This is a genomic window from Peribacillus simplex NBRC 15720 = DSM 1321 (assembly GCF_002243645.1).
In the GTDB taxonomy this organism is placed as follows: Bacteria; Bacillota; Bacilli; order Bacillales; family DSM-1321; genus Peribacillus; species Peribacillus simplex.
Genome location: NZ_CP017704.1, coordinates 1186909 through 1210579, shown reverse-complemented (window position 1 = coordinate 1210579; position 23671 = coordinate 1186909). Strand labels below are relative to the sequence as shown.

The following is a 23671-nucleotide window of genomic DNA, read 5'->3' as shown; positions in this document are numbered from 1 at the left end:
AAGGTATATATAATTTGGTGAAAATCAAACAAGTTGATAAAGTTTAGCTATCTAGAAGCAGGCTCTAGGATGACTAGGAAAGGAGCCATTTACATGGCAGAATTATTTAAGAGGATTGAACAGAGGAAGGCAAAGCTTATTGAAGAGTTATTGGCTAATGGAGTATACAAAACCTCTGATGAAAGGCACCTTTATGATGCCCCATTAAAAGTACTTGAAGATGAATATAAGATTGTTATAAATAGACCTAATAACGAGTCACCTTCTGAATGGATGACATAGTAAGTGATGGACTATATTTTGGGTTCTTTGATAAGGGATATGATGTAAGCATTCGCAGTCTACACTAGTGGGTGCTTTTTTTGCGTTTAATAGAAAATGACATAAAATATACATAATTAAAGAATAAAATAGGTTATTTGTCACATTTATCCTATAAAATAACACATTTAATTTCTGAAAAATAGTTGATTTTAACTAGTAGTTTCATTATGATGAAAGTGTAAAAATATTGAATAAATGGGAGGTGACTATATAATGCCTTGCCGTAAGGTAACTATAGAAAAAGTAGAAGAGAAGAGACAAGAAATGATCAAATTGGCAGCAATTTACGGCCTAACAAGTCTGCTAACTGTTCAAGCCAGTCAAGAATTGGATACGCTATTAAATGCGTTAACAAGTAAAAGAGATTCTGAATATTTTTCCCTCCAGAAAGCATATAGGTATTTTTAAATTAGCCAATTCGACCTCGATTAATCTGAAAAAGCTACTGCTCAAGGCAATAGCTCTAAAGAATTATATTAAATATCGACACGTTTACCAAGAATGATCAAATCCCTCTCAATGCCATCCAGCTCGGCAACTTGAGGTAAATGTGCCCATTCTTCAAACCCGAACTTTGAAAAAAGCTTAAGGCTTGGTATATTGTGAGCGAAAATGAAACCCAATAGAGTCTTAACACCTAATTTTGGACTCAATTCAATTGCCTTTTGAATCGAAATTTGACCGATTCCTTTTCCCCGGAAATAATCATCAATATAAATGCTGATTTCGGCAGTGGAATTATAGGCCGGTCGGCCATAAAAGGATTGAAAGCTCATCCATCCAGCAGTTTTCCCTTCTATAGTAATGATATATAGCGGTCTACTTTCTGAATGATGTTCCTCAAACCATTTAACCCTCGATTGGACGGATACAGGTTCCGTATCTGCCGTGACCATTCTTGAAGCAATTGTCGAATTATATATTTCAACAATTCTGGGTAGATCAGATAGTTCTGCCTCACTAAACTCTATGTGTTCTTCCATGATTAAAACTCCTAACTATCATTTATTCAATCTCCAGAATGAAGGGAAATCCCGTTTTTTGTTAAGGGACGGTGAATGACACCCAATCCATTGAAAGTTTTATATTATCATACACGCTTAACTCTTTATCTGACAATTCTTTTTTTATGTTAAGACTGCAGATTTTTTGGGTATGTAAAAGATTAAATGCTTCTAGTAAAAAGACAAGAGGAGAACCAAATGAAAAAATTGGCAGGTTTATTGATTATAGTACTAGTTATATGTTTTGCTGCATATGAATTTCAGGCCTCGGAGTCGGAGGATGTGCAAAGGGTGATGGCTTTTGGAGATTCATTAACCTATGGAAAAGGGGATAAGGACGGGGAAGGATATATAGAAGGTCTGGAAGATGAATTGAATAATCCGGAATCGGAACAAAAAGTGAGTTTTTGGAATTACGGTATAAAAGGCCAGGAAACGGATGGGGTGATGAAACAGCTTGATGATTACCGCATTAAAACGAAACTTGATGAAGCCGATACTTTCATCGTTTATATTGGAACGAATGACTTGATCAATAGTAATGGAGGGGACTTGGAGAAAATAAGTGACCGAAAAATCAATGAGGGTAAACGGGAGTATATCAGCCATCTGAATAAGATTACATCAACACTGATAGATGCAAACGGTAAAGCGGATATTCTGGTAGTAGGACTATATAACCCAAGTAAAGGCAATCAAAAACTTGAAAAGCACATTCACGATTATAACCAGTCAATAAAGGGAATAGCGGATAAAGATAAAAGGATGTTATTCATTCCTACGAATGATCTTTTTGAAGATAAAAAGAAAACAGAGTATTTCAGTGATAAGTTACATCCGAATGAAAAAGGGTATCAGCTCATTGCGAATCGGGTTTTGGAAAGTTATGATTTCAAATGAAAGAAAAAAATGCACAAGAAGGCTTTCTGTGCATTTTTGCCTGCTAAGTCGCTAGGAATTTGATATGACTTTTAGTTGAGGGAACTGCAAGTCATGGAGCTGCTTGTATCTGCCGTTATTTTGCAATAACTGTTCATGTGTTCCTTTTTCCTGAACCTGCCCTTTTTCCAGAACGACAATTTGATCGGCATTATGAATGGTTGATAAACGATGTGCGATGACTATTGAAGTGCGGTTTATCAATAAACGTGACAATGCTTCCTGGATCAAATGTTCGGATTCTGTATCCAGGGCCGCCGTTGCTTCATCGAGAATGATGATTTGCGGATTTTTCAAAAGTGCCCGGGCAATGGCAATGCGCTGTTTTTGTCCACCTGAAAGCTTGACTCCGCGCTCTCCAATTTGAGAATCATAACCATCAGGAAAGGTACTGATAAAGTCATGCGCATTTGCCGCTTTGGCGGATTGGTTGATTTCATCATCTGTAGCATCAAGTTTGCCATATACGATGTTATCACGGATGGAACCGTTGAATAAAATGATATCCTGGGAAACAATTCCTATTTGTCCCCGTAATGATTTCAGTGACACATCTTTGATATCATGACCATCCATTTTAATTGTTCCATCTTGCGGATCATAAAATCGGATCAAAAGGCTCGTTATGGTCGATTTTCCTGCGCCAGAGGAGCCGACCAGAGCGGTTACTTGACCAGCTTTCATAGTCAGGTTTAGATTGTTGAGTACAGGAACACTCTCATCATAAGCAAAATCAACACATTGAAATTCAATTTGCTTTTTTATGGAAGGGAGTTCAATGGCATTTCGCTTGTCACTTATTTCAGGTTGTGTTTCCAATATTTCAGTTATCCTTTCAAAGGCGGCGGCTGATTGCTGGACAATGCTGATGACCCGGCTAAAATTGCGAACGGGACTCTGCAGTAACCTCAGATAGGCGAGGAAGGCCACGATTAATCCTATTGTGAATTCACCTTCCATCACTTGCCAAGCCCCGAACACAATGACTGCTACAAGACCGATATTGTTCAATAAATCAATAATCGGACCGAACATGGAACGTAGCCGAACGGACTTAATGTTTGCAGCCATATTTTCCTGATTACGCTCAGCAAACCGCCTTGATTCGAATTCTTCATTAGTAAAAGATTGAATGAGCCGCATTCCTGAAATGGAATCCTGTAACTGGTTGCTGACATCTCCTGCGGAACTTTGCACAGACCTAAATGACATCCTGATGCGTTTCCCGAATACCCTTGTGATATAGAACATGAAAGGGAATGTAAAAAGAAGGACAATGGTCAGCTTCCAGTTAATGAAAAGCATATATACCGCCACGGCAATGAAAGTCACCGTGTCAGTCAAGACTTGAAGCATGCTTGAAGAGATGAGCTGCTGCAGTAAATTGACATCATTGGTCAACCGGGACATTAAGTCACCAGTACGGTTTTTATCAAAGAATTTCATATCCAGTGTTTGAATATGGTCATACATGCTATTCCGTATATCCATAATAGCTGTTTGACCGACCTTGGAAACGATATAGCTGTTAAAGTAGTTCAGTAAAGCCAATAAGATGGCAGCACAAAGAATTCCTGTGCCAATCCAGATTAACGAGTCATATCTTTTTTCGGGAATGATTTTATCAATTGTAAACTGCGTCAACTGGGGGATGGAGAACTCAAGCAATGAAATGAAAAGCATGATACATAAAACCAAAGTGCAAAACTTCCATTTGGATGGGACCCGATTGAACATTTGTTTGAACATCAACCATATGCTTCCTTTTGAGGGTATTGCATGCATGGCACTGCGGCCTTTGTGGCTGAATGGAATATGTCCTCCACTCATAGCGATCACTCCTATTTAGACTGTCCTTGATGAATTTTACCTTAATGACTATCATAGAGCTTTTCAAAAAATAGACAACTTTTAATCGGTTCGTTTCTGTTAAAAAGTATTATTATTTTACACTTTCCTATAGGACATGGAATAATTATAGGAGATTAGCGAGGCTTATATGAGGAGATGCTAAAAATGAATGAAAATGAAAAAATCAGGGAAGAACTTTTACATGCGGTCAACGGTCTATCGGATGAACAGCTGAACGCCCATCCTGAAACAGGACGATGGAGCATCATCCAGGTATTGGATCATTTATATTTAATGGAGAGGGCCATAACAAAGAGCATTTCCGATAAATTGAAAAGCGACGATAGCAATCCTGCTGTGGATAAACCGATCGAGCTTACTTTAAATCGTGAAGTGAAGGTCCAGGCCCCGCCATTTGTCATTCCGTCAGAATCATACCAAACTTTGAGTGAAGTTAAAGATAAGTTGTCCGAATCACGAAAAGCTTTTGTACAGGTCATTGACCATGCAAAGGAAATTGATCTCGAGCAAAAGTCTTTTCCACACCCTTTGTTTAAAGATTTAAGCTTGAAGCAATGGATTCCGTTCGTGGGACTACATGAAAAACGGCATTTATTGCAAATTGAAGAATTGAAAGCAAAGTTATAATAGAAGAAAAACTCATCCGTCTTTGGTTGAGTTTTTCACTTTCAGACAGTTATTCGTAAAGGAAGGATTTTTCAGTGAAAGCCACTTGGGTAAGGACATGTTTGGTATTGGGCTTTTTCGGATTGTTGCTTGGGCTCTTGTTCAAATATATGCTTCCGCCAGATTTAGATGAAATCGAACTGACTGACGAGCTGAATCCGATCGTCGCCGAAAAAAAAGATGAGCTCATTCAACAGGCTAATGACAAAGGCATCCCGGTAATCATTACGGCAGGGTACCGGTCTTTAGCCGAGCAAAATGAACTCTTTGAAAAGGGCCGAACAGGCTCGGGGAACATCGTAACGAATGCAAGAGGTGGCGAGTCACTGCATAATTTCGGTTTGGCGATAGATTTTGCCCTCCTTAACAAACAAGGCGAGGCCATTTGGGATATGCGTTATGACGGCAACGATAATGGAAAGTCGGATTGGATGGAAGTCGTAACCATCGCTAAAGAGTTAGGTTTTGATTGGGGAGGAGATTGGGCAGGGTTCAAGGATTATCCGCATTTACAAATGACATTTGGCTTGAGCCTGCGTGAGCTGCAACAAGGCAAGCGGCCAAAAGGGCGGTGAGAGTGGGTGGCTTCATTATAAATAGCATAATTTTGACTAAAAGCAGGAAAATAAGCATGTGAATTGCTTTACAGGTAAGAATTCGATAAAGTGAACTAGTGAGAAGTCAGACATAAAGGAGTGCAGTCACCATGGAAGAAATAAAACATTGCCGGGACTCTTTGGTCATAAAAACAAGCCTTGTCCTCCCGCCGGATACAAATAATATTGGTACGATGTTCGGAGGCAAATTAATGGCATACATTGATGATGTAGCGGCTATATCAGCTATGCGTCATGCGCGAAGTAACGTCGTTACTGCATCAACTGATTCTGTCGATTTCCTGCACCCTATTCACGAAGGAAATGCAGTTTGCCTTGAAAGCTTCGTGACTTATACGGGCAGAACATCAATGGAAATCATCGTAAAGGTGATTGCAGAGGATTTAGTTACAGGAGATCGAAATTTATGCGTCATTTCCTTCTTGACATTTGTTGCCATTAATGAAGAAGGTAAACCAATTCCGGTTCCGCGTTTGGTTCCAGAAACAGAGATGGAAATGAATTTAAATGAATCAGCAAAACAACGGGCCCAAATAAGGAAAAAAAGAAGGGAAGATACACAGTTCATTGCAAGTACTTTCGGTGTGAAACTGCCATGGACCGATCAATCAAAACCAGGATTATATAAATAAGATACGCATCCCTTCAGACGTTCTTATTAATGATTGAGACCAAATTCTGTAATTTGGTCTCTTATTCATCGCCAGGGGTTTTGGGAAAATCAGAACTATCATGAATTGGATTTTTGTTTTTACAGCGATCCGATGGGGAGATATGTGAAAAGACGCTTGGAAAAGTCCAAGCGTCTTTCTTATGATACATTGTTGGTATGCCTTTAGTCATCGCTTGCTAAAATACCAAAGAAGCGCAAGATGTTAATGAATAGGTTAATGAAATCAAGATATAGATTCAAGGCCATTAGCGGTACTTCTTCGGCTGTAACCCCGTAATGCTTCATTCGATTGAAATCATATAAAATATAACCACTGAAAACTAAAATCCCAATAAATGAAAAGACCAGCATGGCTGTAGAGCTTAATGGAGAGAAAATGTTGAAAATGCTAATGACCAATAAAGCTAATAAGGCCGCAAATAACATTCCTCCCAAGAAAGAAAGGTCCCTTTTGGTGGTTGTGGCATAAACCGCCAGTCCTCCAAATACGACTGTCGTCGTAACACCTGCCAGGATTACCACATTTGCCCCTGCAGCGGCTAGGTAGTGTGCAATGATCGGATAGGTCGTAATGCCAGAAATCAAAGTGAAACTATACAAGAATGTGTAACCGATGGCTTTTTTCCTTCGTAATATGAACGCTCCAATCAACATGACGATCTCAAGTATCGCTAAGGGAAGAAACAAGGATGGCGGAACAAGAGTGCCGAGAGCCATCCCTAAAACGGAAACGGCAAGTGATAAAGCGAACGTCCGCATGACAGACGGCATATATGTTTGTACAGTTTGTGAATACATTCAATCACCCCATCATTTATTTTCTACCGTTTTCTACGAATCTGTTTTAAAAAGGTTTCATTGCATTTTATGAAAATTAGGTGTTTTTTTAAAAGTATTGAAATATATATGAAATAATTACCTTTTTTATGATATTCTTACAAATATACTAACTTTTCTGAAATATTAAAATACTTCAATCAGAACCATTCTGCGGTATGTAAAATGACAGGGTCAATAGATAGGTATGAACTTTGAATTAGTTATCTTGAAATAATAAATTATAAAATTATTGGTTCGACGCAATTAATCGGACTTCAAAACTTTACTGTATAACAGTTATAAAGGAATCGTTTTTTTATTGCAGAAAAATATTCCTAAAGTTATAAAATATGAAAAAAATGTGATTATTTTCTATGAAAACTATTGTATAAATGTAAAAAATTGATTAAAATTCTAACTAATTATCAGAAGATTAATTATTTTCTCGATAAAATAGTTTAGGGGGAGCAAGGATGAAGAAAGCTATTTTGCAAATAGAAAACCTAACTACCTCATTTCGAATCGGTAACAAATATCATGCAGCGGTGGATGATGTTTCGTTTACGGTGAATGAAAATGAAATTGTAGCAGTTGTTGGAGAATCAGGTTGTGGAAAGAGTGCATTGGCCTTATCTATCATACAATTACATAATAAGCAGAGAACGAAATCCGAAGGAAACATCAATTATAAAGGTCAAAATCTACTAAAGTTGAATGATGTGCAAATGAATAAAGTCCGTGGTAAGGAGTTGGGTATGATATTCCAGGAACCTTTAACGGCTTTGAACCCGCTCATGACCATCGGAAAACAGATCGAGGAGAATCTTGATTACCATACTGAACTTTCTAGTGCTGAAAAAAAGAACAGGACGATCGAACTTTTGACACAAGTGGGAATTCCATACCCTGAACGGACGTACAAGCAATATCCGCATGAGCTCTCGGGCGGAATGCGGCAAAGGGCAATGATCTCGATTGCCATTGCTTGCAACCCTGCACTGGTCATTGCCGATGAACCCACGACGGCACTGGATGTTACGATTCAAGCGCAAATACTTGATTTGCTGAAAGATATCCAAAGCAGGACAAAAATGGGGATCATCTTAATTACACATGATCTGAGCGTCGTAGCAGAGGTAGCTGACAGGATCGTTGTCATGTATGCAGGTCAGGTAGTGGAAACGGGAAGTGTTAAAGAGATATTCAACAATCCGCTGCATCCATATACGAGGTCGTTATTGAATTCGATTCCTTCGGCTGCAGACGAGAAAAACCGTTTGCATGTTATCGAGGGAATCGTTCCATCGATAGCGAAAATGGATAGGATAGGATGTCGCTTCCAAGATAGGATTCCTTGGATACCTAAACATGCGCATGAAGAGACACCCCGACTTCACGAAGTGGGCAACGGTCATTTTGTGCGCTGTACCTGCTATAAAGAATTTTATTTTCAAGCTGAAGGAGATGCATCGGCCCATGACATTACTCAAATTAGATAATTTAAAAGTGCATTTTCCAATAAGGGGCGGTTTTTTTCGAAGGGTGGTCGATCACGTAAAGGCCGTGGACGGTGTTTCCTTTGAGTTGCAGCAAGGGGAAACATATGGTTTGGTCGGGGAATCCGGAAGCGGCAAGTCCACGACAGGCAAGGCAGTGGTCAAACTGAATGAGGTGACATCCGGACAAATTCTGTTTGAAGGCAGGGATTTAGCATCTTTAAGTAGAAGAGAAATTAAACCATTTAGAAAAGATATCCAAATGATTTTCCAAGACCCGTATTCATCATTGAATCCCAAGAAGAGGGTACTGGACATCATTGCCGAACCGCTGAGGAATTTTGAACGGTTATCCCCTTCAGAGGAAAAGAAAATCGTACAGGACTTCTTGGACAAAGTCGGACTGAGTCCGGAATCGATTCACAAGTATCCTCATGAATTTTCTGGGGGGCAGCGCCAGCGGATTGGGATTGCCCGATCATTGACATTGAAACCTAAACTGATCATTGCGGATGAACCGGTGTCAGCACTGGATGTTTCCGTTCAGGCACAGGTATTGAATTTTCTTCAGGATCTCCAACAGGAGTTCAATTTGACTTATTTATTTGTCGGTCATGATTTAGGTGTAATCCGGCATATGTGTGACCGGATGGGGGTTATGTATCGCGGTAGATTGGTAGAGGAAGGCAAAAGTGAGGAAATCTATGAAAATCCCCAACATATATACACGAAGCGCCTGATTGCCGCCATTCCGGATTTAGAGCCGGAAGTTCGCGAAGATAAAGTGCAGCTTAGAAAAAAACTCACCTCAGAATATGAGTCTACCTACTCAAAATATTTCGATGAAAATGGACGTGCTTACGATTTGAAGCCAATCTCATCGACACATAGAGTCGCATTACAATAAGGAGGTGGAAAGAATATGTGGAAGTTTATCTTAAGACGTTTATTAGTTATGATCCCGCAGCTCTTTTTATTGAGCATCATCGTTTTCATGATGGCAAAAGCAATGCCGGGAGATGCACTGTCAGGCCAGGAAATGAACCCTAGGGCCAATCCAGCCGAGCTTGATAGGATCAGGGAAGAACTGGGTTTGAATGACCCTTGGTATCAACAATATATTAGGTGGGCATCCAATGCAGTACAGGGGGATTTCGGTATTTCCTATACACATAAGACGCCCGTTATGGATGTGATCGAAGACAGGCTTTGGAACACGGTGTTCCTGGCGTTGGTCACGCTGATCTTTACATATATGCTTGCTATTCCATTAGGCATACTTAGCGGAAGGTATAACGATACCTGGGTGGATAAAACCGTTACAGGTTATAGCTATGTAGGGTTTGGGACGCCGATTTTCATTTTTGCTTTAATCATGTTATTCGTTTTCGGATTTGCCCTGGATTGGTTTCCGTCTGGAGGCAGTGTAGATTCAAAGGTGGATGAAGGAACATTCGCCTATGTTGTAAGCAAGATCAATCATTTGATTTTACCAGCTTTAAGTACAGCATTAATCGCAACAACAAGTACGATCCAATATTTGCGAAATGAAATCATCGATAATAAAATCAAGGATTTCGTAAGGACAGCGCGTTCGAAGGGAGTGCCTGAGTCAAAAGTATATTCACGGCATATCCTGAGAAATTCCTTTTTACCGATAGCAGCATTCTTAGGTTATGAAATTACTGGATTGATCGGCGGCTCGGTCATAATTGAGACCATTTTCAGTTATCCGGGACTGGGGCAGCTTTTCCTTAGTTCAGTCAGTCTGCGGGATTTCAGTGTTGTCACGGCCATCGTCATGATGACGGGATTTGCCACTCTGCTTGGCACACTTCTTTCGGACATCATACTTAGTGCGGTCGATCCGCGCATACGGATAGAATAGGAGCGGGGTGAGTCGTATGGAAATGAAAGTAGAAACCGGAAAGAACATACAAGTTAACGATGTGAGCCCTTCAGGAATCAAAATCATCTGGCAGGAAATCAAAAAGGATAAACTTGCCATGGGCTCATTGATTATATTAGCAGCCATATTGCTTTTTGTTTACGGTGCGTCGTTCTTCATGGACGCCAAGGAAATAGCCAAGGTCGATTTTCTCTCCATTTATATGGAACCTTCTTCGGACTATTGGCTTGGAACCGATTATGGTGGCCGGGATGTATTTGCACAATTGATAGTGGGTACCAGAAATTCATTCACGATCAGTTTATTCATAACATTATTCACGGCTATCATCGGTTTATCATTAGGGCTTCTGGCTGGTTACTTCGGCGGGGCAACCGATAATGTGATCATGCGTGTTATCGATTTCGTGATTGCCCTGCCGCAATTGATGTTCATCATCGTTGTGGTCGTGATTGTACCGATCTTCAATGTATATGTTTTCATTTTAATCATGACGATGTTTTTATGGACAGGAAAGGCACGGCTGATTCGTTCAAAGGCTTTGTCTGAGCGTGAGCTGGATTATATTCACGCCTCACAGACACTCGGGACGCCACATTGGAAAATCATCCTGTTTCAGCTTCTGCCCAATGTCAGTTCATTGATCATCGTTAACTTCATTTTGAACCTTGCTGGCAATATTGGCTTAGAATCCAGTTTGACTTTCTTAGGGTTCGGCCTTCCGGAGAGCACACCGAGTTTAGGGACGCTCATCAGTTATGCTCGAAATCCAGATGTTCTGGAAAACAAGTGGTGGATATGGGTACCCGCATCACTCATGATTTTAGTGTTGATGCTGAGTATAAATTTCGTTGGTCAAGCGTTAAAACGCGCCGCCGATGCAAGACAAAGAAGAGGATAAAAAAAGGGGAGTGTATGATATGAAAATCAAAAGCTACAGTAAGGTATTAAGTGCATTGGCCATTTCGTCTCTATTGCTTGCTGCATGTTCGAATGATACGGAAAAATCGTCAACGAAAGAGAAAAAAGGGAAAGATGTCGAACAGGTCGATACCTCTAAATTCCCGACAAAGACGACAAATCAAGGAGAGCCGATTGAAGGCGGCCATCTAACATATGGTTTGGTATCCGATACCCCGTTTGAAGGGATATTAAACAAAGTTTTCTATCAAGGAGATCCGGATAACCAAGTTATCACATTCTTTGATGAAGATTTACTGGATACAGACGAAAACTATGTTTTCACAAATGACGGTGCTGCTTCTTATGAAATATCAGACGATAATAAAACGGTAACACTTACAATAAAAGATAATGTTAAATGGCAAGATGGAAAACCTGTGACAGGTGCTGATTTAGAGTATGCATACCTTGTCATGGGAAGCAAAGATTACAAAGGTGTACGCTATGATGAACAAATGGCTTTAATTGAGGGTATGGAAGAGTATCATGAGGGGAAAGCGGATAAGATTTCAGGCATTAAAGTGGACGACAAGAAAATCACTTTCACTTTCAAAAAAGCGAATCCTTCCGTCACGACTGGTTTATGGACATATCCGCTTCATAAAGAATACTTAAAAGATGTTCCGATTGCAGAGTTGGAATCTTCGGATAAAATCCGTAAAAACCCGATTGGTTTTGGACCATTCAAAGTGAAGAAAATCGTTCAAGGGGAAGCGGTCGAATTCGAAGCGAATAAAGATTATTACCGCGGTGCACCTAAATTGGACAGTGTCACATTGAAAGTCGTGAATCCGTCTGTTGTCGTTAAGTCACTTGAAAATGGTGACCTCGATGTAGCGGAGGTCCTGGCTGAACAATATGAACAGGCCAAGGAATTGGACAATGTCGAATTATTGGGGAAAGTTGAATTAGCTTATTCCTATATTGGCTTCAACTTTGGCCATTATGATAAGGAAAAAGAAGAAAATGTTATGGATGAAAATCCTAAATTCGAAGACAAACGTCTTCGTCAGGCGATGGCATATGCCATCAATAATGAAGAAGTTGGCGAAAAGATGTTCAAGGGCCTTCGTTTCCCTGCTAACTCGGTCATTACACCGAACTTTAAATATAACAATAAAGATCTAAAACCATATGAATATGATCCTGAAAAAGCTAAAAAACTTTTGGATGAAGCAGGATTTGTAGATACGAATAATGATGGCATTCGTGAAGATGCGGATGGAAAAGAGTTCAAGATCAATTTTGCTTCCATGAGCGGCTCCGATGTTTCTGAGCCACTAGCAAAATATTATATCCAACAATGGGAACAAGTAGGCCTGGACGTCGAATTGCAGGATGGAAGGCTGCATGAGTTCAATTCATTCTACGACCTGCTGAAAAAGGATAATGACGAAGTTGATGTTTATTCAGCTGCATGGGGTGTCGCATCCGATCCTGATCCATCAGGAATATGGTCAAGGTCTGCAGAATTTAACTATACCCGCTGGGTGAATGATAAAAATGATGAGCTTCTTGCTAAAGGGATTTCAGAGGAAGCCTTCGATGATCAATATCGGATCGATACGTATAATGAGTGGCAAGAATTGATCCATGAAGAGGTACCGGTCATTCCAACATTATTCCGTTATCAATTGGCTGGAGTGAATGAACGCGTTACAGGTTATGATTACCTCGCAGGCCGCCAATATCAGTGGCATAATGTAGGTGTAACGAAATAATTTAATTGACGAATCCAATCGACCGCCTTTATGGGCGGTCGATTTTTTGCGTTTCAATGGAGTGGATAAAGGTTATATAGATAATAGTAAGTAATTGGAAGGGTGATATTGATGGAAGTGAGAAATCCTAATGAAACAAAGAGAGAGCTAGAAATATTGTTTATTGAATCGGTTGGCCGTTTACTGAAACCTCTTGAAGAGGAAATCATTGCAGACATTGTAGCCTATCCAGACGAAAAGAGAATTGCCTTCTTGGAATATATGAAGGAAATGTCCAATAAACAAAGACAGCTAAAGTAAGTTGAACCTTTCATCATAAAGGAGGTTTTTTTATGAGGAACGAAGATATGAGCATATACAAAGTATGGCGCGATAAGTGGAAAAGAAAAGTGAATATGGAGAATTTAGCGTTATATGGCATTTCAACGTTAGTTATGGCCATCTTGCCTGTCCTGACCCATATGAGTTAATTCGATTAAAGGACCGTCTTTTGGCGGTCCATTAATATGTTAAAAGTTGCCATGAAAAGATATAATGAACAAAGAGGAAAGGAGAGATATGCATGAGTGTGATCGAAGAAAAAGAAATCGTATCTTACATAAAAGAATTGGTGTCCATACCTAGCCCCTCCGGCTATACAGATCAAGCCATTAAATACGCGGCCGATTTCATGGAGCAGAGGAAGGTTCCTTACAAGATCACGAATAAAGGGGCATTGCTTGCTTCATTAAAAGGCGAAGATGATGGCAAACATCGTTTGCTGACTGCCCATGTCGATACTCTGGGAGCCATGGTAAAGGAAATCAAGGCGAATGGCCGCCTTAAATTGACGATGATTGGCGGTTTTCGCTGGAACTCAGTGGAAGGGGAATATTGTAAAATCCATACAGCTGACGGAGCAATTATCACCGGGACCATTTTAATCAATCAGACCTCTGTCCACGTATATAAAAATGCCGGGGATGCCAAGCGTGATGATGAGACAATTGAGGTCCGGATTGATGCTGTCGTGAAAACTAAAGCGGAAACGGAGGCCATTGGCATTTCTGTTGGAGATTTTGTCTCCTTTGAACCGAGAGTGGAAGTGACGGATACAGGCTTTTTGAAATCAAGGCATTTGGATGATAAAGCGAGCGTTGGCATCCTCCTTCATATCATTGACCTCATTTCCGAAGGAAAGATAAAATTGCAATATACGACCCATTTCCTGATTTCAAACAATGAAGAAATTGGCTATGGCGGTAATTCCAATATTCCTGAGAAAACAGTCGAATATCTAGCTGTTGATATGGGTGCGATCGGTGATGGACAATCGACGGATGAATTCAGCGTTTCCATTTGCGCAAAAGACTCCTCGGGTCCTTATCATTATAAATTACGTCAGCACCTAGTCTCACTTGCCCAAGCAAATGCTGTTGACTACCGCGTCGATATTTATCCATATTATGGATCGGACGCTTCCGCTGCGATCCGGGCAGGATATGATGTCGTACATGGACTGATCGGACCTGGGATCGATGCTTCACATGCCTTCGAGCGGACACATGTCTCTTCATTAAAGCATACAGCCAATCTGATTTTGCATTATATCCAATCAGAGTTGGTGTAAACGTTAAAAAAGCCCGCAGTCATATCATATGAGTGCGGGCTTTTACTGGTTTTTTAGCGATATTCGTGAGTTTTAGCATAATACTAGTGAATATCGGTCAAAAGCTCGTGAGTTTTGGCGTTTTACTCGTGAATGACAAATAATGGATTTATAATGATAATTCTTGTGGAGGTTCACCATTGTTGTTCATCAACCGGATGCTTTCTGGCTTAATCTGAAGGATTAAATAATTTGGATCTTTCGGACCTTCGAACCAATCTTCAAATGATTCATTCCATAATTTATCTTTCAGTTCCTGTGAATCGTTTATTTTCGAGGTACCTGAGATTTCCAAGTAAGAATCGCCTAATCCTTCATTATCATAGCCGATCAGGATATGAACATTAGGATTCTTTTCAATTTCATCAATTTTTTCCGTCTTTCCACTCGTTGGTGTGTATAAAGTTAATTCATCGTTAAAAAATGTCATATAGCGTGAATGTGGTTTGTTGTTTTCAACCGAAGATAAAACTCCTATTTTATGATCACGGATGATGTTCAATACTTTTTCTTTTATTTGGTTTTGGCTCATTTTTACACACTCCTTTTATTTTTTTACTCTATTACTTTTCCTCTTTTTTCATTAAGTTAAACAAAATTCTGCAGTTTGTCATTTTTATGAATGAAGACTGAAAGAAGTTGCCATACTAGTCATTATGTGTTTTGTATAGAGCAATTTCATGATGTTAATCCATATGTAAAGGTGAGTATGATGAATGAATTGTGGTGAATTACTTATCATTGGCGGGGCAGAGGATAAGTGCCTTGAAGGTGAAGTATTAAATAAATTTGTAGAGCTTGCAAGCCATAGCGATGGCGGAATAGGAATATTGCCTACAGCGAGTGAAATTCCAGAGGAAGTGAGTACAGAGTATATCAAGGTTTTCAGGGAATTAGGCGTGGACAGGGTGGAAGTGATCAAGCTGGATTCAAGGCAGGATGCAGACGATCCGGAAATTTGTGAACAGCTGACATCTTTTTCAGCTATCTTCATTTCAGGGGGAAACCAAAGCCGATTGTCTGAACTGATTGGAAAAACCAAATTCCACGATGCCCTTTCTAAAGCTTGGCATAAAGGAATGGTGATAGCAGGGACAAGTGCTGGCGCTTCCATTTTAGGTAATCATATGATCGTTGCTGCGGACACGATGCTGAATGACAATAAGTTAAAGGTTGAAATTGGGGTTGGTTTCGGCTTCCTGGACGACCTGATAATCGATCAACATTTTTCCCAACGTGGTCGCTTTGACCGTCTGTTAAGTGCGATAGCAGGGAGTAGAGAAATTATGGGTATTGGCATTGATGAAAATACAGCAATTTTAGTTAAAGACGGACTTTTTGAAGTAGTTGGCCAACATCAAGTATTGGTTCTTGATGGCAGAACCAGTGATTATATCAATATCACATCTTCTGATAATGGCAGTGAAGAGTTGACTCTTTCGGGATTTAACCTTCATGCACTAACCAGGGGATACCGTTTTGACCTGCTTACCAGGAAATTGTTGATGAAAAAGGGGATCCAACAATGATGATCAATCGAGTCCGTTATTTAAAAGGACCTAATTATTTTGCTTATACACCTACAATTTGCATTGAATTGGATATAGGGGAACTGGAACAGAAACCATCTGATTCAATACCTGGATTCAATGAAAAATTATTAAGGGCGCTTCCGAACTTGGGAAGCCATACATGTTCAAAAGGGTATCGAGGCGGTTTCGCCGAAAGGCTGAGAAAAGGAACATGGATGGGACATATATTGGAGCATATAACGATTGAGCTTCAAAACTTGGCCGGAATCGAAGCCATTCGTGGAAAAACGATAATGATGGAAAAGAAGGGTTTTTATTATGTTACCTTTGACTATCAGGAGCCTCACTCAGGTCTTCAAGCTTTTTTAGCAGCAAAAGATATCGTGGAAGCCATCCTGAATGGTGAAAAACTTATAAATGTACAATCTTATGTAAAACAAATAGAGCAGTTATATTATAAAAATAAACTGGGGCCAAGTACCGAAGCCATTTTTAAGGCAGCACAAGCAAAAGATATCCCTGTCGAGCGAATGGGTGATGAAAGCTTACTACGTTTAGGAACCGGTACAAGGCAGAAGTATGTCCAGGCGACAATTTCTAGCCAGACTTCGAATATTGCCGTTGAGAATTCATGTGACAAATCATTGACCAAATCAATTTTAAGAGGATGTGGTCTCCCTGTACCTGAAGGGGAAGTTGCCCATTCCATTGAAGAAATCTTTGCCACGGCGGACAGGCTGGGGTTTCCACTTGTCATAAAACCGTATAATGGGAGACAGGGGCAGGGTGTCATCACCCATATCAAAAATAAGGATGAACTATTCAATGTAATCAATTGTTTGGAGTCGCATGTGGAGAAGTACATTGTCGAACGGCATATTGAAGGACATGATTATCGGTTACTGATAGTCAACGGGGAACTTATCGCCGTTAGTTTGAGGCTTCCTCCCTATGTTATTGGCAACGGTAAGGAATCGATACGCAGTTTGATAGAAAAGGAAAATAGTAATGATTTACGGGGAGAAGGTCATGAAAAGCCGATGTCCAAAATCCCACTTACACATACGGTGACGTGTTACTTGGAAAAATCGAATCGGACGCTCGATACCATTCCGAATCAAGGGGAATTGGTTCAAGTTGTCGGCAATGCAAATCTTTCGACTGGTGGAAAGGCAATCGATGTAACGGACCAGGTTCATCCCACCATTAAGAATATGGCCGTTGCTGCCGCGAAAGCGATCGGTTTGGATATAGCCGGAATAGATTTTATCTGTGAGGATATATCAAAACCAATCGAACATTCAAAGACTGCGATTATTGAAGTGAATGCTGCACCGGGAATTCGAATGCATCATTATCCGAGTGAAGGGAAAAAAAGGGATGTAGGCAAGGCCATTGTCGATTATTTATTTCCGACTCGGGAAGAGGCGGCTATACCGATCATCGCAGTGACCGGTACAAATGGAAAGACAACAACGACCCGATTGGTTCATTATTTTCTTACTAATGAAAAAACAAAGGTGGGTATGACAAATTCTGACGGAGTATATATCGGCGATGAGGTATTGGATCAAGGTGACTGCAGTGGCCCGATCAGTGCAAGAATGGTATTGGCCCATCCTGAAGTTGATGTAGCCGTATTGGAAACGGCCCGGGGCGGGATTCTGCGTGAAGGTCTGGCTTTTCGTAAATGTGATGTGGGGATCATTACCAATATAAGTGAGGATCACCTCGGCCGTGATGGAATCGATACATTGGATGATCTCATAAAATTAAAGAGGCTGGTAGCCGAAGTCGTAATGAAAACAGGCTATTGTGTGCTGAATGCAGATGATCCGAATGTAGCTGCCATGAACACTTATACAGATGGGGAAGTCATTTATACCTCTACTGATGTCACCCAGTCTCACGTGAAGGCAGCGATAAATGGGGGATGTAAAGTTTGGTACGTCAATGAACAAGGCGTGATTTGTCATTCATCTGATGGTGTCATCCATCAATTTATGGATTGCACCATGATTCCAATAACGATTTCCGGCATGGCACGTCATAATATCGCCAATTTACTTCAGGCGTTAGCCGCAGCCGAAACACAAGGCATTTCCATGGAAGAACTAAGAAGGAAGGCTGCTACATTTATGCCTGATACAAATTTGTCCAAAGGACGTTTCAATTTAAAAAAATTGAAAGAGCGCACGATCATCATCGACTATGCCCATAATGAAGCAGGATTGAAGGCCATATTTGAAACGGTCAGTGCCTATAACAAAAATCGTCTTATCACTGTTTTGGCAGGACCGGGTGACCGTATTGATGAAGAGCTTATCAGACTCTCCAAGGTGGCGGCCATGAATTCTGATCTGTTCATCATTAAAGAAGACGATGATTTGCGGGGAAGGGAGCCGTTCGAAGTAGCCGGGCTGCTTCAGGAAGCTGCCGTAAAAGCTGGGTTACAAAAAGATCGGACATTCATCGAACCTAATGAATTGGACGCATTCGTAAAAGCCTGGGAAACATCACAACCGGGTGACCTATTATTGTTCTTTTACACTGATTTCGAATATGTAGAGAGGTTTTTCGAAAAGGTTTCAACAAATCCATTGCCGAAGAAATAAAACAAAGTGCATTTCGCCCTGAAAATCCCTTTACTGTCCATCAAGGCAAGCAATTACGCGCTTTTCGGTGGAGTGGAAAGTGACTGTAAGAAAAAAAGCTAATCCAAATGGATTAGCTTTTTTTCATAACCGTTTCATTTGCAGCAGGGACAGTGGCATGGTCTTTTTTATATACCCGCTGAAGCACGATTGACTGAACAATCATGAATAAACCTCCGATTGACCAATACAGTGGCAATGCAGCAGGAGCGGAGAAAGAAATGAATAAAATCATTGCTGGTGAGAGCAGACTCATCATCTTCATTTGTTTCTGCTGTTCTTCCGGCATTTGTCTCATGGAAATGACCGATTGGAAGTAATAGATGACACCAGCGATAATTGCCATGGCAATATCAGGTTGGCCAAGGCTGTACCAAAGGAAACTATGGGTCGCGATTTCATGGGAACCTTGAATCGCATAATAAAAGCCCATAAGAATCGGCATTTGAATTAAAAGCGGCAGACAGCCCATGTTTAGCGGATTGACTCCATGTTTTTGGTAAAGCTGCATCATTTCCTGTTGAAGGGCCTTTTGTTTAGCCGGATCTTTCGTCTCTTTGATTTTCTGCTGGATTGCAGACATTTCCGGTTTCAGCCCATTCATCTTCGTTTTCATGCTAAGCTGTGTTTTATATTGCTTGGCAGTCAGTGGAAGCAAGACAAGGCGAATCAAAAATGTCATCATGATGATGCTTAAACCATAGTTGCCATTAAATAAATCAGCATTAAATTCTAGCATTTTTGTCATGGGGTTAACCAATGCAGTATGAAATGGACCGCTCGTTGCTGCTGAGCATCCTGTCAAAAGGGTCGTTGCCAGAAATAGGACGGCAATTAGAAACATGTTTTTCTTCTTCAAAATAATTTCCTCCTCGAATTGTTATTGGTTAAACTACGAGAAGGAGGCTTGGCTCATCGGAATCATCTGGTGAATCCTTTTGCCGGATAAATGTGAAAAAGCGCTGTGCACCGCGCCAGTCAAAAATGCTGCCTGCATGAACAGGAGATTTACCTTTATCTGTATGAACGGAAGCTTGATATTTGTCGTTCAAGAGCGATTGCTTTTTATTTAAGAAGTAAAACGCAGCCAGTGGAAAGACAAAGGTAAATAAGTAACCTGCCCATACCGCATGGCGAACGGTCTGATAATCGAATTCTAATAATAATTCCCACATAGGAATCCCTCGTTTTTTCTAAGATAAGAAAATTTGGCCTCAAAAAATGATTTAGGGCCTGAAATGACTTTTGACCTTATTGAGTTTAAATCATTAAGAACACTATATCAAATTCTAGTACAAGAAAGCTAAAAAATATAGGGATATTTTCAAAAAATAAACAGGGAATATTTTCTGATGCATTAATTTGACGTTAAAGGTCAAGTAGAATCCAGATTCGAGTAATTAAGAGCGTAGATTGCACAAATGGTCATTCGTCTACATACGGATAAAAGGAAGTTTAATTTATGAGGTGAAGAGGAATGAAACCATAAGATTCATTCAATCAAAAGAACCACAATAATGGTACTGAAAATAATTTATATCAAAATGCATATCACCCAAACATGAATAATGATTTCCCGGCAGCGCCATATCCATTTGAAAATCAGTAAATGGATGAAAGAACTCCGCCTGAACCGCCAGGTCCATCCTACGGAGGGGGCCAGCCGCCGCCACGGCCGCCGCACGGAGGTGGCCCGCCACATATAGCTCTGCCTTTATTTATTCCACAACTTCAAGATGGAATGTTTAAGGCTTCTGATGCTGATTCAATGAAAGGGTGTTTATACCAAAATACGTATGTTTGGCTTAAAAATGGCCGTTCATTTTGGTTTTACCCCACATATGTCGGTTATATTTCAGTGGCGGGGTATCGATGGAGACGAAGTCAACAGAGATAGGCTTATTATGGAACGGACGCGCATGAGATAAAATCATTTCAATGTTATTAAAAAAACAATCCGCATTGGCGGATTGTTTTTTCAAAGTTTCAATCCGAAAAATAATCAGGAAAATCGGAAATGATACCATCCAACTGCATCTTTTTGAACATGCGTATTTGTTTTTTATTGTTGACAGTCCATGTATATACTTTCATCCCGTGCTTTTGGATTTGAATTTGCAGCTTCGTACTTAAAATCGTTTGCTTTGGATTTAAAAATGATGCAAACTCGGCAATCTCTTTTAATTTTTGGTCATTAATCCGCCGTTTTATCAAAACGCCCACTGGTATATCCGGCATTAATTGATGAAACCTTTTCATGGATTCCATATCGAACGAATGAACCATTATCCTATTTTTACTGGTTGAATATTCTTGAAATTTTCCTAATTCTTCTGCAAGTTTCTGTTCAATGCCGGGATAAGAAGATGGATGTTTTAATTCGATTAAGATTCCAACTTCAGACCCGAAATTCTCCAATACCTCACTTAGTAAAGGAATCCTTTCGTTTTTATAGCGAGAATGATACCAGCTTCCTGCATCCAGTTCCTTTAATTCGGCAGCCGTGTAATCACGGATGTTCCCTTTGCCGTTCGTGGTTCGATCCAGAGTGGGATCATGATGAACCACAAGTACATCATCTTTACTAAGATGGATATCCACTTCCAGGAAATCTGCTCCCAATTCAATTGCTTTATTATAAGATGCCATTGTATTCTCGGGGCAATATCCAGATGCACCGCGATGTCCAATTTTAAGAGGGGAATGCTGCGTTTTGAAGCTCTCAGGGAAATCACTATTGGTTCTTTTAGAATAGATAGCGAACAGGACAAGTATGGTTACCAAGATAATAAGAAAAAATGCAATCATCTTTCACACTCCTATTAGGCACATTAATTAAAATTCTTTGATATCCTTTACCCAAACTTAAAAGAATATAAAGAAGTTAGCAGGACAGCCTCCTTTCATAATTTTACATGTTAGGCGGGAAAAAATCATGTTTTACACAATGTTATAATCCCGACTTAAAGGATTTATTGGAAAGGTATGGAATACATATAATTTAAGTATCAATAAGGAGGGAAAGCAGATGGAATTGCAGGTGAAACCGAAGTCTAAAAAATGGAAGGGGAATTTTGGTTTATATTTTTCCCTGCCCATTCTCTCTTGGGCGTTTTACGATTTTGCCAATACGATTTTTTCTTCTAATATCAATACGATTTTCTTTCCATTCTTCCTTCAGGAACAAATTGGGGAAAATGCCGTTCTTGACCAAATTGCCAGTACCTTCATATCCTACGCAAATGCGATTGCCAGTATGTTTCTTGTTTTGTTTTCCCCGCTGTTCGGTGTCATGATCGATCGAACGGGAAAAATGAAAAAATACATTATTATTTTCACACTCATTTCTGTTGTATGTACATTTTTAATGGGGGTATTTGGAGGGGCGCCGTTCGATGGAAAGCTTCTGGGCATTCCAATTTCCTTAGCGATCGTCATTCTTTTATTTGTGATAGCAAAGTTTTTCTATCATTCGAGTCTTGTTTTCTATGATACGATGATGAGTGATTTAGGCACGAAACAGCAATTGCCGCTTATATCAGGATTTGGCGTGGCGGTAGGCTACCTTGGAACATTAGTGGGCCTGTCAATCTATCCATTCATAAGTAAAGGGAGTTCACATGAAGCCTTTATTCCCACGGCCATTTTATTTCTGGTTTTTTCCCTTCCCTTATTCTTTTTTTTAAAAGAGTCTCCAAAGCAGCAAAAAGCGAAACAACCTTTTTTATCCGGTTATAAGGAAATTAAATCAACATTTAGAGAGATGCAATCCTATCGATCGGTTTTTACATTCATGATTGCTTATTTCTTTTTAAATGATGCAATTGCGACTACTATCGGCATGATGGCCGTATATGCCAAGACTGTTGTTGGATTTTCCTCAAGCGGATTCATTTTGCTTTACTTGGTATCGACAGTATCGAGTATAGCCGGATCGTTTCTGTTTGGATACATCACGCAGTCGAAGGGACCGCGGCTAGCTGTGACATATGTGGGAGTTCTGCTCTTGGTCGCTTTATTTATAGCGGTCTTTGCACAAACCGCTCTTTGGTTCTGGGTCGCAGGGAGTATGTTCGGCATTTCGCTAGGTTCGATGTGGGTGACATCACGGACATATATCATTGAATTGACCCCGGATGAGAAGAGGGGGCAATTTTTTGGACTATTTGCATTCTCTGGAAAAGTCTCTTCAATAATCGGTCCGCTATTATATGGAACGATAACGTTGGTATTCCATGACCTCGGTACATTGGCGAGCCGGATGGCATTAGGGTCATTGATCATCATGGCGGTAATAGGTCTGGGCTTTCTTTTGAAATTGAAGGGATTGGAAGAAGTGAAATAAGAAAAAGGGAATGGAGCCGGCCTTAATGCCGTATCCATTCCTTTGCATAAACTTTATACCAAAATCAAGGTGACATCGACGTTCCCGCGAGTTGCTTTTGAATAGGGGCAAGTCATGTGTGCTTTTTTGGCGAAGTCTTGGGCTTCTTCCCTGCTTAGGTCGGGAATCGAAACATCCAACCTTACAGCCAATTTAAAACCGCCGTCTTCCTCGTCTTTACCGATCGTTACATTTGCTGTCACGGAAGTATCGACCTTTTTCTTTTCTTTTTGCAGAACAAGATTCAAAGCACTGTCAAAACATGCCGCGTAACCGGCTGCGAATAGCTGTTCAGGGTTTGTAGCGCGCTCACCGGAACCACCTAATTCCTTCGGTGACCTTACATCGAAATCCAGAATCCCGTCCTCTGATTTAACATGTCCCTCACGACCACCGTGTACGGTAACTGTAGCTGTATATAATGGTTTCAATGAAAACAACTCCTTTGTT

The 23671-nt window shown here is 40.3% G+C and carries 25 protein-coding genes; 17 read left to right on the top strand and 8 right to left on the bottom strand.

Translation table 11 applies throughout. The annotated features are described in order from the left end of the window. The first annotated feature begins 93 nt into the window (after window positions 1–93). Both BS1321_RS05630 and BS1321_RS05625 read left to right on the top strand, forming a co-directional pair. Window positions 94–282 carry a Fur-regulated basic protein FbpA gene (locus BS1321_RS05630; RefSeq protein ID WP_034314291.1) on the top strand — a complete coding sequence of 63 codons (189 nt, stop codon included), beginning with the start codon at window positions 94–96 and terminating at the stop codon, window positions 280–282. 255 nt (window positions 283–537) lie between these two features. Then, window positions 538–732, top strand: coding sequence for an aspartyl-phosphate phosphatase Spo0E family protein (locus tag BS1321_RS05625; protein ID WP_063232079.1), 195 nt, complete (start codon window positions 538–540; stop codon window positions 730–732). A 68-nt stretch (window positions 733–800) separates the two neighbouring features. Here BS1321_RS05625 and BS1321_RS05620 read toward each other — a convergent pair whose 3' ends face one another. After that, the gene (locus BS1321_RS05620) at window positions 801–1307 is read right to left on the bottom strand and encodes a GNAT family N-acetyltransferase (protein WP_063232078.1); all 507 of its coding nucleotides are present in this window, start codon (window positions 1305–1307) and stop codon (window positions 801–803) included. Between the two features lie 219 nt (window positions 1308–1526). On the opposite strand from BS1321_RS05620, the gene BS1321_RS05615 reads away from it, so the two are divergent. Beyond that, window positions 1527–2228, top strand: a complete 702-nt coding sequence (locus BS1321_RS05615; protein ID WP_063232077.1) for a GDSL-type esterase/lipase family protein — start codon at window positions 1527–1529, stop codon at window positions 2226–2228. 51 nt (window positions 2229–2279) lie between these two features. Here BS1321_RS05615 and BS1321_RS05610 read toward each other — a convergent pair whose 3' ends face one another. Beyond that, window positions 2280–4097 carry an ABC transporter ATP-binding protein gene (locus tag BS1321_RS05610; protein ID WP_094246586.1) on the bottom strand — a complete coding sequence of 606 codons (1818 nt, stop codon included), beginning with the start codon at window positions 4095–4097 and terminating at the stop codon, window positions 2280–2282. 186 nt (window positions 4098–4283) lie between these two features. On the opposite strand from BS1321_RS05610, the gene BS1321_RS05605 reads away from it, so the two are divergent. The 3 genes from BS1321_RS05605 to BS1321_RS05595 all read left to right on the top strand — a co-directional run bounded on the left by BS1321_RS05605 (window position 4284) and on the right by BS1321_RS05595 (window position 6054). Continuing rightward, window positions 4284–4766, top strand: coding sequence for a DinB family protein (locus tag BS1321_RS05605; RefSeq protein WP_063232076.1), 483 nt, complete (start codon window positions 4284–4286; stop codon window positions 4764–4766). 74 nt (window positions 4767–4840) lie between these two features. Continuing rightward, a complete protein-coding gene (locus tag BS1321_RS05600) occupies window positions 4841–5380 on the top strand; it encodes a M15 family metallopeptidase (protein ID WP_063232075.1) in 540 nt (179 codons plus the stop codon). A 131-nt stretch (window positions 5381–5511) separates the two neighbouring features. Beyond that, entirely contained in the window at window positions 5512–6054 is a 543-nt protein-coding gene (locus BS1321_RS05595; RefSeq protein WP_063232074.1) for an acyl-CoA thioesterase, read from the top strand. A gap of 203 nt (window positions 6055–6257) precedes the next feature. Here the strand turns inward: BS1321_RS05595 and BS1321_RS05590 are convergent, their stop codons facing one another. After that, complete coding sequence (locus BS1321_RS05590) at window positions 6258–6893, bottom strand: Bax inhibitor-1/YccA family protein (RefSeq protein WP_063232073.1); 636 nt, start codon at window positions 6891–6893, stop codon at window positions 6258–6260. A gap of 494 nt (window positions 6894–7387) precedes the next feature. Between BS1321_RS05590 and BS1321_RS05585 the strand changes: the two genes are divergently transcribed. The 8 genes from BS1321_RS05585 (at window position 7388) to BS1321_RS05555 (ending at window position 14612) form a co-directional block, all read left to right on the top strand. After that, a complete protein-coding gene (locus BS1321_RS05585; protein WP_063232072.1) occupies window positions 7388–8413 on the top strand; it encodes an ABC transporter ATP-binding protein in 1026 nt (341 codons plus the stop codon). Then, window positions 8391–9317 carry an ABC transporter ATP-binding protein gene (locus tag BS1321_RS05580; RefSeq protein ID WP_053534228.1) on the top strand — a complete coding sequence of 309 codons (927 nt, stop codon included), beginning with the start codon at window positions 8391–8393 and terminating at the stop codon, window positions 9315–9317. Before BS1321_RS05585 ends, BS1321_RS05580 begins: the two co-directional genes overlap by 23 nt. A gap of 15 nt (window positions 9318–9332) precedes the next feature. Then, complete coding sequence (opp4B, locus tag BS1321_RS05575) at window positions 9333–10298, top strand: oligopeptide ABC transporter permease (RefSeq protein WP_063232071.1); 966 nt, start codon at window positions 9333–9335, stop codon at window positions 10296–10298. A gap of 22 nt (window positions 10299–10320) precedes the next feature. Continuing rightward, on the top strand, window positions 10321–11220 hold the full coding sequence (locus BS1321_RS05570; RefSeq protein WP_063232142.1) for an ABC transporter permease: 900 nt from the start codon (window positions 10321–10323) through the stop codon (window positions 11218–11220). A gap of 19 nt (window positions 11221–11239) precedes the next feature. Next, window positions 11240–13003, top strand: a complete 1764-nt coding sequence (gene opp4A / locus BS1321_RS05565) for an oligopeptide ABC transporter substrate-binding protein (protein ID WP_063232070.1) — start codon at window positions 11240–11242, stop codon at window positions 13001–13003. 111 nt (window positions 13004–13114) lie between these two features. After that, window positions 13115–13303, top strand: a complete 189-nt coding sequence (locus tag BS1321_RS05560) for a hypothetical protein (RefSeq protein WP_063232069.1) — start codon at window positions 13115–13117, stop codon at window positions 13301–13303. A 32-nt stretch (window positions 13304–13335) separates the two neighbouring features. After that, window positions 13336–13473, top strand: coding sequence for a hypothetical protein (locus BS1321_RS27335; protein ID WP_155726441.1), 138 nt, complete (start codon window positions 13336–13338; stop codon window positions 13471–13473). Window positions 13474–13565: 92 nt separating this feature from the next. After that, window positions 13566–14612, top strand: coding sequence for a M42 family metallopeptidase (locus BS1321_RS05555; protein ID WP_063232068.1), 1047 nt, complete (start codon window positions 13566–13568; stop codon window positions 14610–14612). A gap of 148 nt (window positions 14613–14760) precedes the next feature. Here BS1321_RS05555 and BS1321_RS05550 read toward each other — a convergent pair whose 3' ends face one another. Next, window positions 14761–15183 (bottom strand): pyridoxamine 5'-phosphate oxidase family protein, encoded by a 423-nt coding sequence (locus BS1321_RS05550; RefSeq protein WP_063232067.1) that lies wholly within the window; start codon window positions 15181–15183, stop codon window positions 14761–14763. A 184-nt stretch (window positions 15184–15367) separates the two neighbouring features. Between BS1321_RS05550 and BS1321_RS05545 the strand changes: the two genes are divergently transcribed. Then, window positions 15368–16180 (top strand): cyanophycinase, encoded by an 813-nt coding sequence (locus BS1321_RS05545; protein ID WP_063232066.1) that lies wholly within the window; start codon window positions 15368–15370, stop codon window positions 16178–16180. After that, window positions 16177–18798, top strand: coding sequence for a cyanophycin synthetase (gene cphA / locus BS1321_RS05540; RefSeq protein ID WP_063232065.1), 2622 nt, complete (start codon window positions 16177–16179; stop codon window positions 18796–18798). The genes BS1321_RS05545 and cphA overlap by 4 nt, the downstream gene beginning before the upstream one ends. Window positions 18799–18910: 112 nt before the next feature. Here the strand turns inward: cphA and yidC are convergent, their stop codons facing one another. The 3 genes from yidC to BS1321_RS05515 all read right to left on the bottom strand — a co-directional run bounded on the left by yidC (window position 18911) and on the right by BS1321_RS05515 (window position 21645). Then, window positions 18911–19696, bottom strand: a complete 786-nt coding sequence (gene yidC / locus BS1321_RS05535; RefSeq protein WP_230160119.1) for a membrane protein insertase YidC — start codon at window positions 19694–19696, stop codon at window positions 18911–18913. A 28-nt stretch (window positions 19697–19724) separates the two neighbouring features. Continuing rightward, a complete protein-coding gene (locus BS1321_RS05530) occupies window positions 19725–20012 on the bottom strand; it encodes a hypothetical protein (RefSeq protein ID WP_063232064.1) in 288 nt (95 codons plus the stop codon). 811 nt (window positions 20013–20823) lie between these two features. Beyond that, entirely contained in the window at window positions 20824–21645 is an 822-nt protein-coding gene (locus tag BS1321_RS05515; RefSeq protein ID WP_063232061.1) for a glycerophosphodiester phosphodiesterase, read from the bottom strand. A gap of 220 nt (window positions 21646–21865) precedes the next feature. On the opposite strand from BS1321_RS05515, the gene BS1321_RS05510 reads away from it, so the two are divergent. Then, on the top strand, window positions 21866–23182 hold the full coding sequence (locus BS1321_RS05510; RefSeq protein WP_063232060.1) for an MFS transporter: 1317 nt from the start codon (window positions 21866–21868) through the stop codon (window positions 23180–23182). A gap of 53 nt (window positions 23183–23235) precedes the next feature. Here BS1321_RS05510 and BS1321_RS05505 read toward each other — a convergent pair whose 3' ends face one another. After that, a complete protein-coding gene (locus tag BS1321_RS05505) occupies window positions 23236–23652 on the bottom strand; it encodes an organic hydroperoxide resistance protein (RefSeq protein ID WP_063232059.1) in 417 nt (138 codons plus the stop codon). Window positions 23653–23671 lie beyond the last annotated feature (19 nt).

Bases quoted from the DNA above. Each gene is read 5' to 3' on its own strand.
- BS1321_RS05630 (WP_034314291.1), top strand. From the start codon at position 94: ATGGCAGAATTATTTAAGAGGATTGAACAGAGGAAGGCAAAGCTTATT.
- BS1321_RS05555 (WP_063232068.1), top strand. From the start codon at position 13,566: ATGAGTGTGATCGAAGAAAAAGAAATCGTATCTTACATAAAAGAATTG.
- BS1321_RS05615 (WP_063232077.1), top strand. From the start codon at position 1,527: ATGAAAAAATTGGCAGGTTTATTGATTATAGTACTAGTTATATGTTTT.
- opp4A (WP_063232070.1), top strand. From the start codon at position 11,240: ATGAAAATCAAAAGCTACAGTAAGGTATTAAGTGCATTGGCCATTTCG.
- BS1321_RS05610 (WP_094246586.1), bottom strand. From the start codon at position 4,097: ATGAGTGGAGGACATATTCCATTCAGCCACAAAGGCCGCAGTGCCATG.
- BS1321_RS27335 (WP_155726441.1), top strand. From the start codon at position 13,336: ATGAGGAACGAAGATATGAGCATATACAAAGTATGGCGCGATAAGTGG.
- BS1321_RS05530 (WP_063232064.1), bottom strand. From the start codon at position 20,012: ATGTGGGAATTATTATTAGAATTCGATTATCAGACCGTTCGCCATGCG.
- BS1321_RS05625 (WP_063232079.1), top strand. From the start codon at position 538: ATGCCTTGCCGTAAGGTAACTATAGAAAAAGTAGAAGAGAAGAGACAA.
- BS1321_RS05510 (WP_063232060.1), top strand. From the start codon at position 21,866: ATGGAATTGCAGGTGAAACCGAAGTCTAAAAAATGGAAGGGGAATTTT.
- BS1321_RS05560 (WP_063232069.1), top strand. From the start codon at position 13,115: ATGGAAGTGAGAAATCCTAATGAAACAAAGAGAGAGCTAGAAATATTG.
- BS1321_RS05580 (WP_053534228.1), top strand. From the start codon at position 8,391: ATGACATTACTCAAATTAGATAATTTAAAAGTGCATTTTCCAATAAGG.
- BS1321_RS05620 (WP_063232078.1), bottom strand. From the start codon at position 1,307: ATGGAAGAACACATAGAGTTTAGTGAGGCAGAACTATCTGATCTACCC.
- opp4B (WP_063232071.1), top strand. From the start codon at position 9,333: ATGTGGAAGTTTATCTTAAGACGTTTATTAGTTATGATCCCGCAGCTC.
- BS1321_RS05590 (WP_063232073.1), bottom strand. From the start codon at position 6,893: ATGTATTCACAAACTGTACAAACATATATGCCGTCTGTCATGCGGACG.
- BS1321_RS05595 (WP_063232074.1), top strand. From the start codon at position 5,512: ATGGAAGAAATAAAACATTGCCGGGACTCTTTGGTCATAAAAACAAGC.
- BS1321_RS05585 (WP_063232072.1), top strand. From the start codon at position 7,388: ATGAAGAAAGCTATTTTGCAAATAGAAAACCTAACTACCTCATTTCGA.
- BS1321_RS05515 (WP_063232061.1), bottom strand. From the start codon at position 21,645: ATGATTGCATTTTTTCTTATTATCTTGGTAACCATACTTGTCCTGTTC.
- BS1321_RS05545 (WP_063232066.1), top strand. From the start codon at position 15,368: ATGAATTGTGGTGAATTACTTATCATTGGCGGGGCAGAGGATAAGTGC.
- cphA (WP_063232065.1), top strand. From the start codon at position 16,177: ATGATGATCAATCGAGTCCGTTATTTAAAAGGACCTAATTATTTTGCT.
- BS1321_RS05605 (WP_063232076.1), top strand. From the start codon at position 4,284: ATGAATGAAAATGAAAAAATCAGGGAAGAACTTTTACATGCGGTCAAC.
- BS1321_RS05550 (WP_063232067.1), bottom strand. From the start codon at position 15,183: ATGAGCCAAAACCAAATAAAAGAAAAAGTATTGAACATCATCCGTGAT.
- BS1321_RS05570 (WP_063232142.1), top strand. From the start codon at position 10,321: ATGAAAGTAGAAACCGGAAAGAACATACAAGTTAACGATGTGAGCCCT.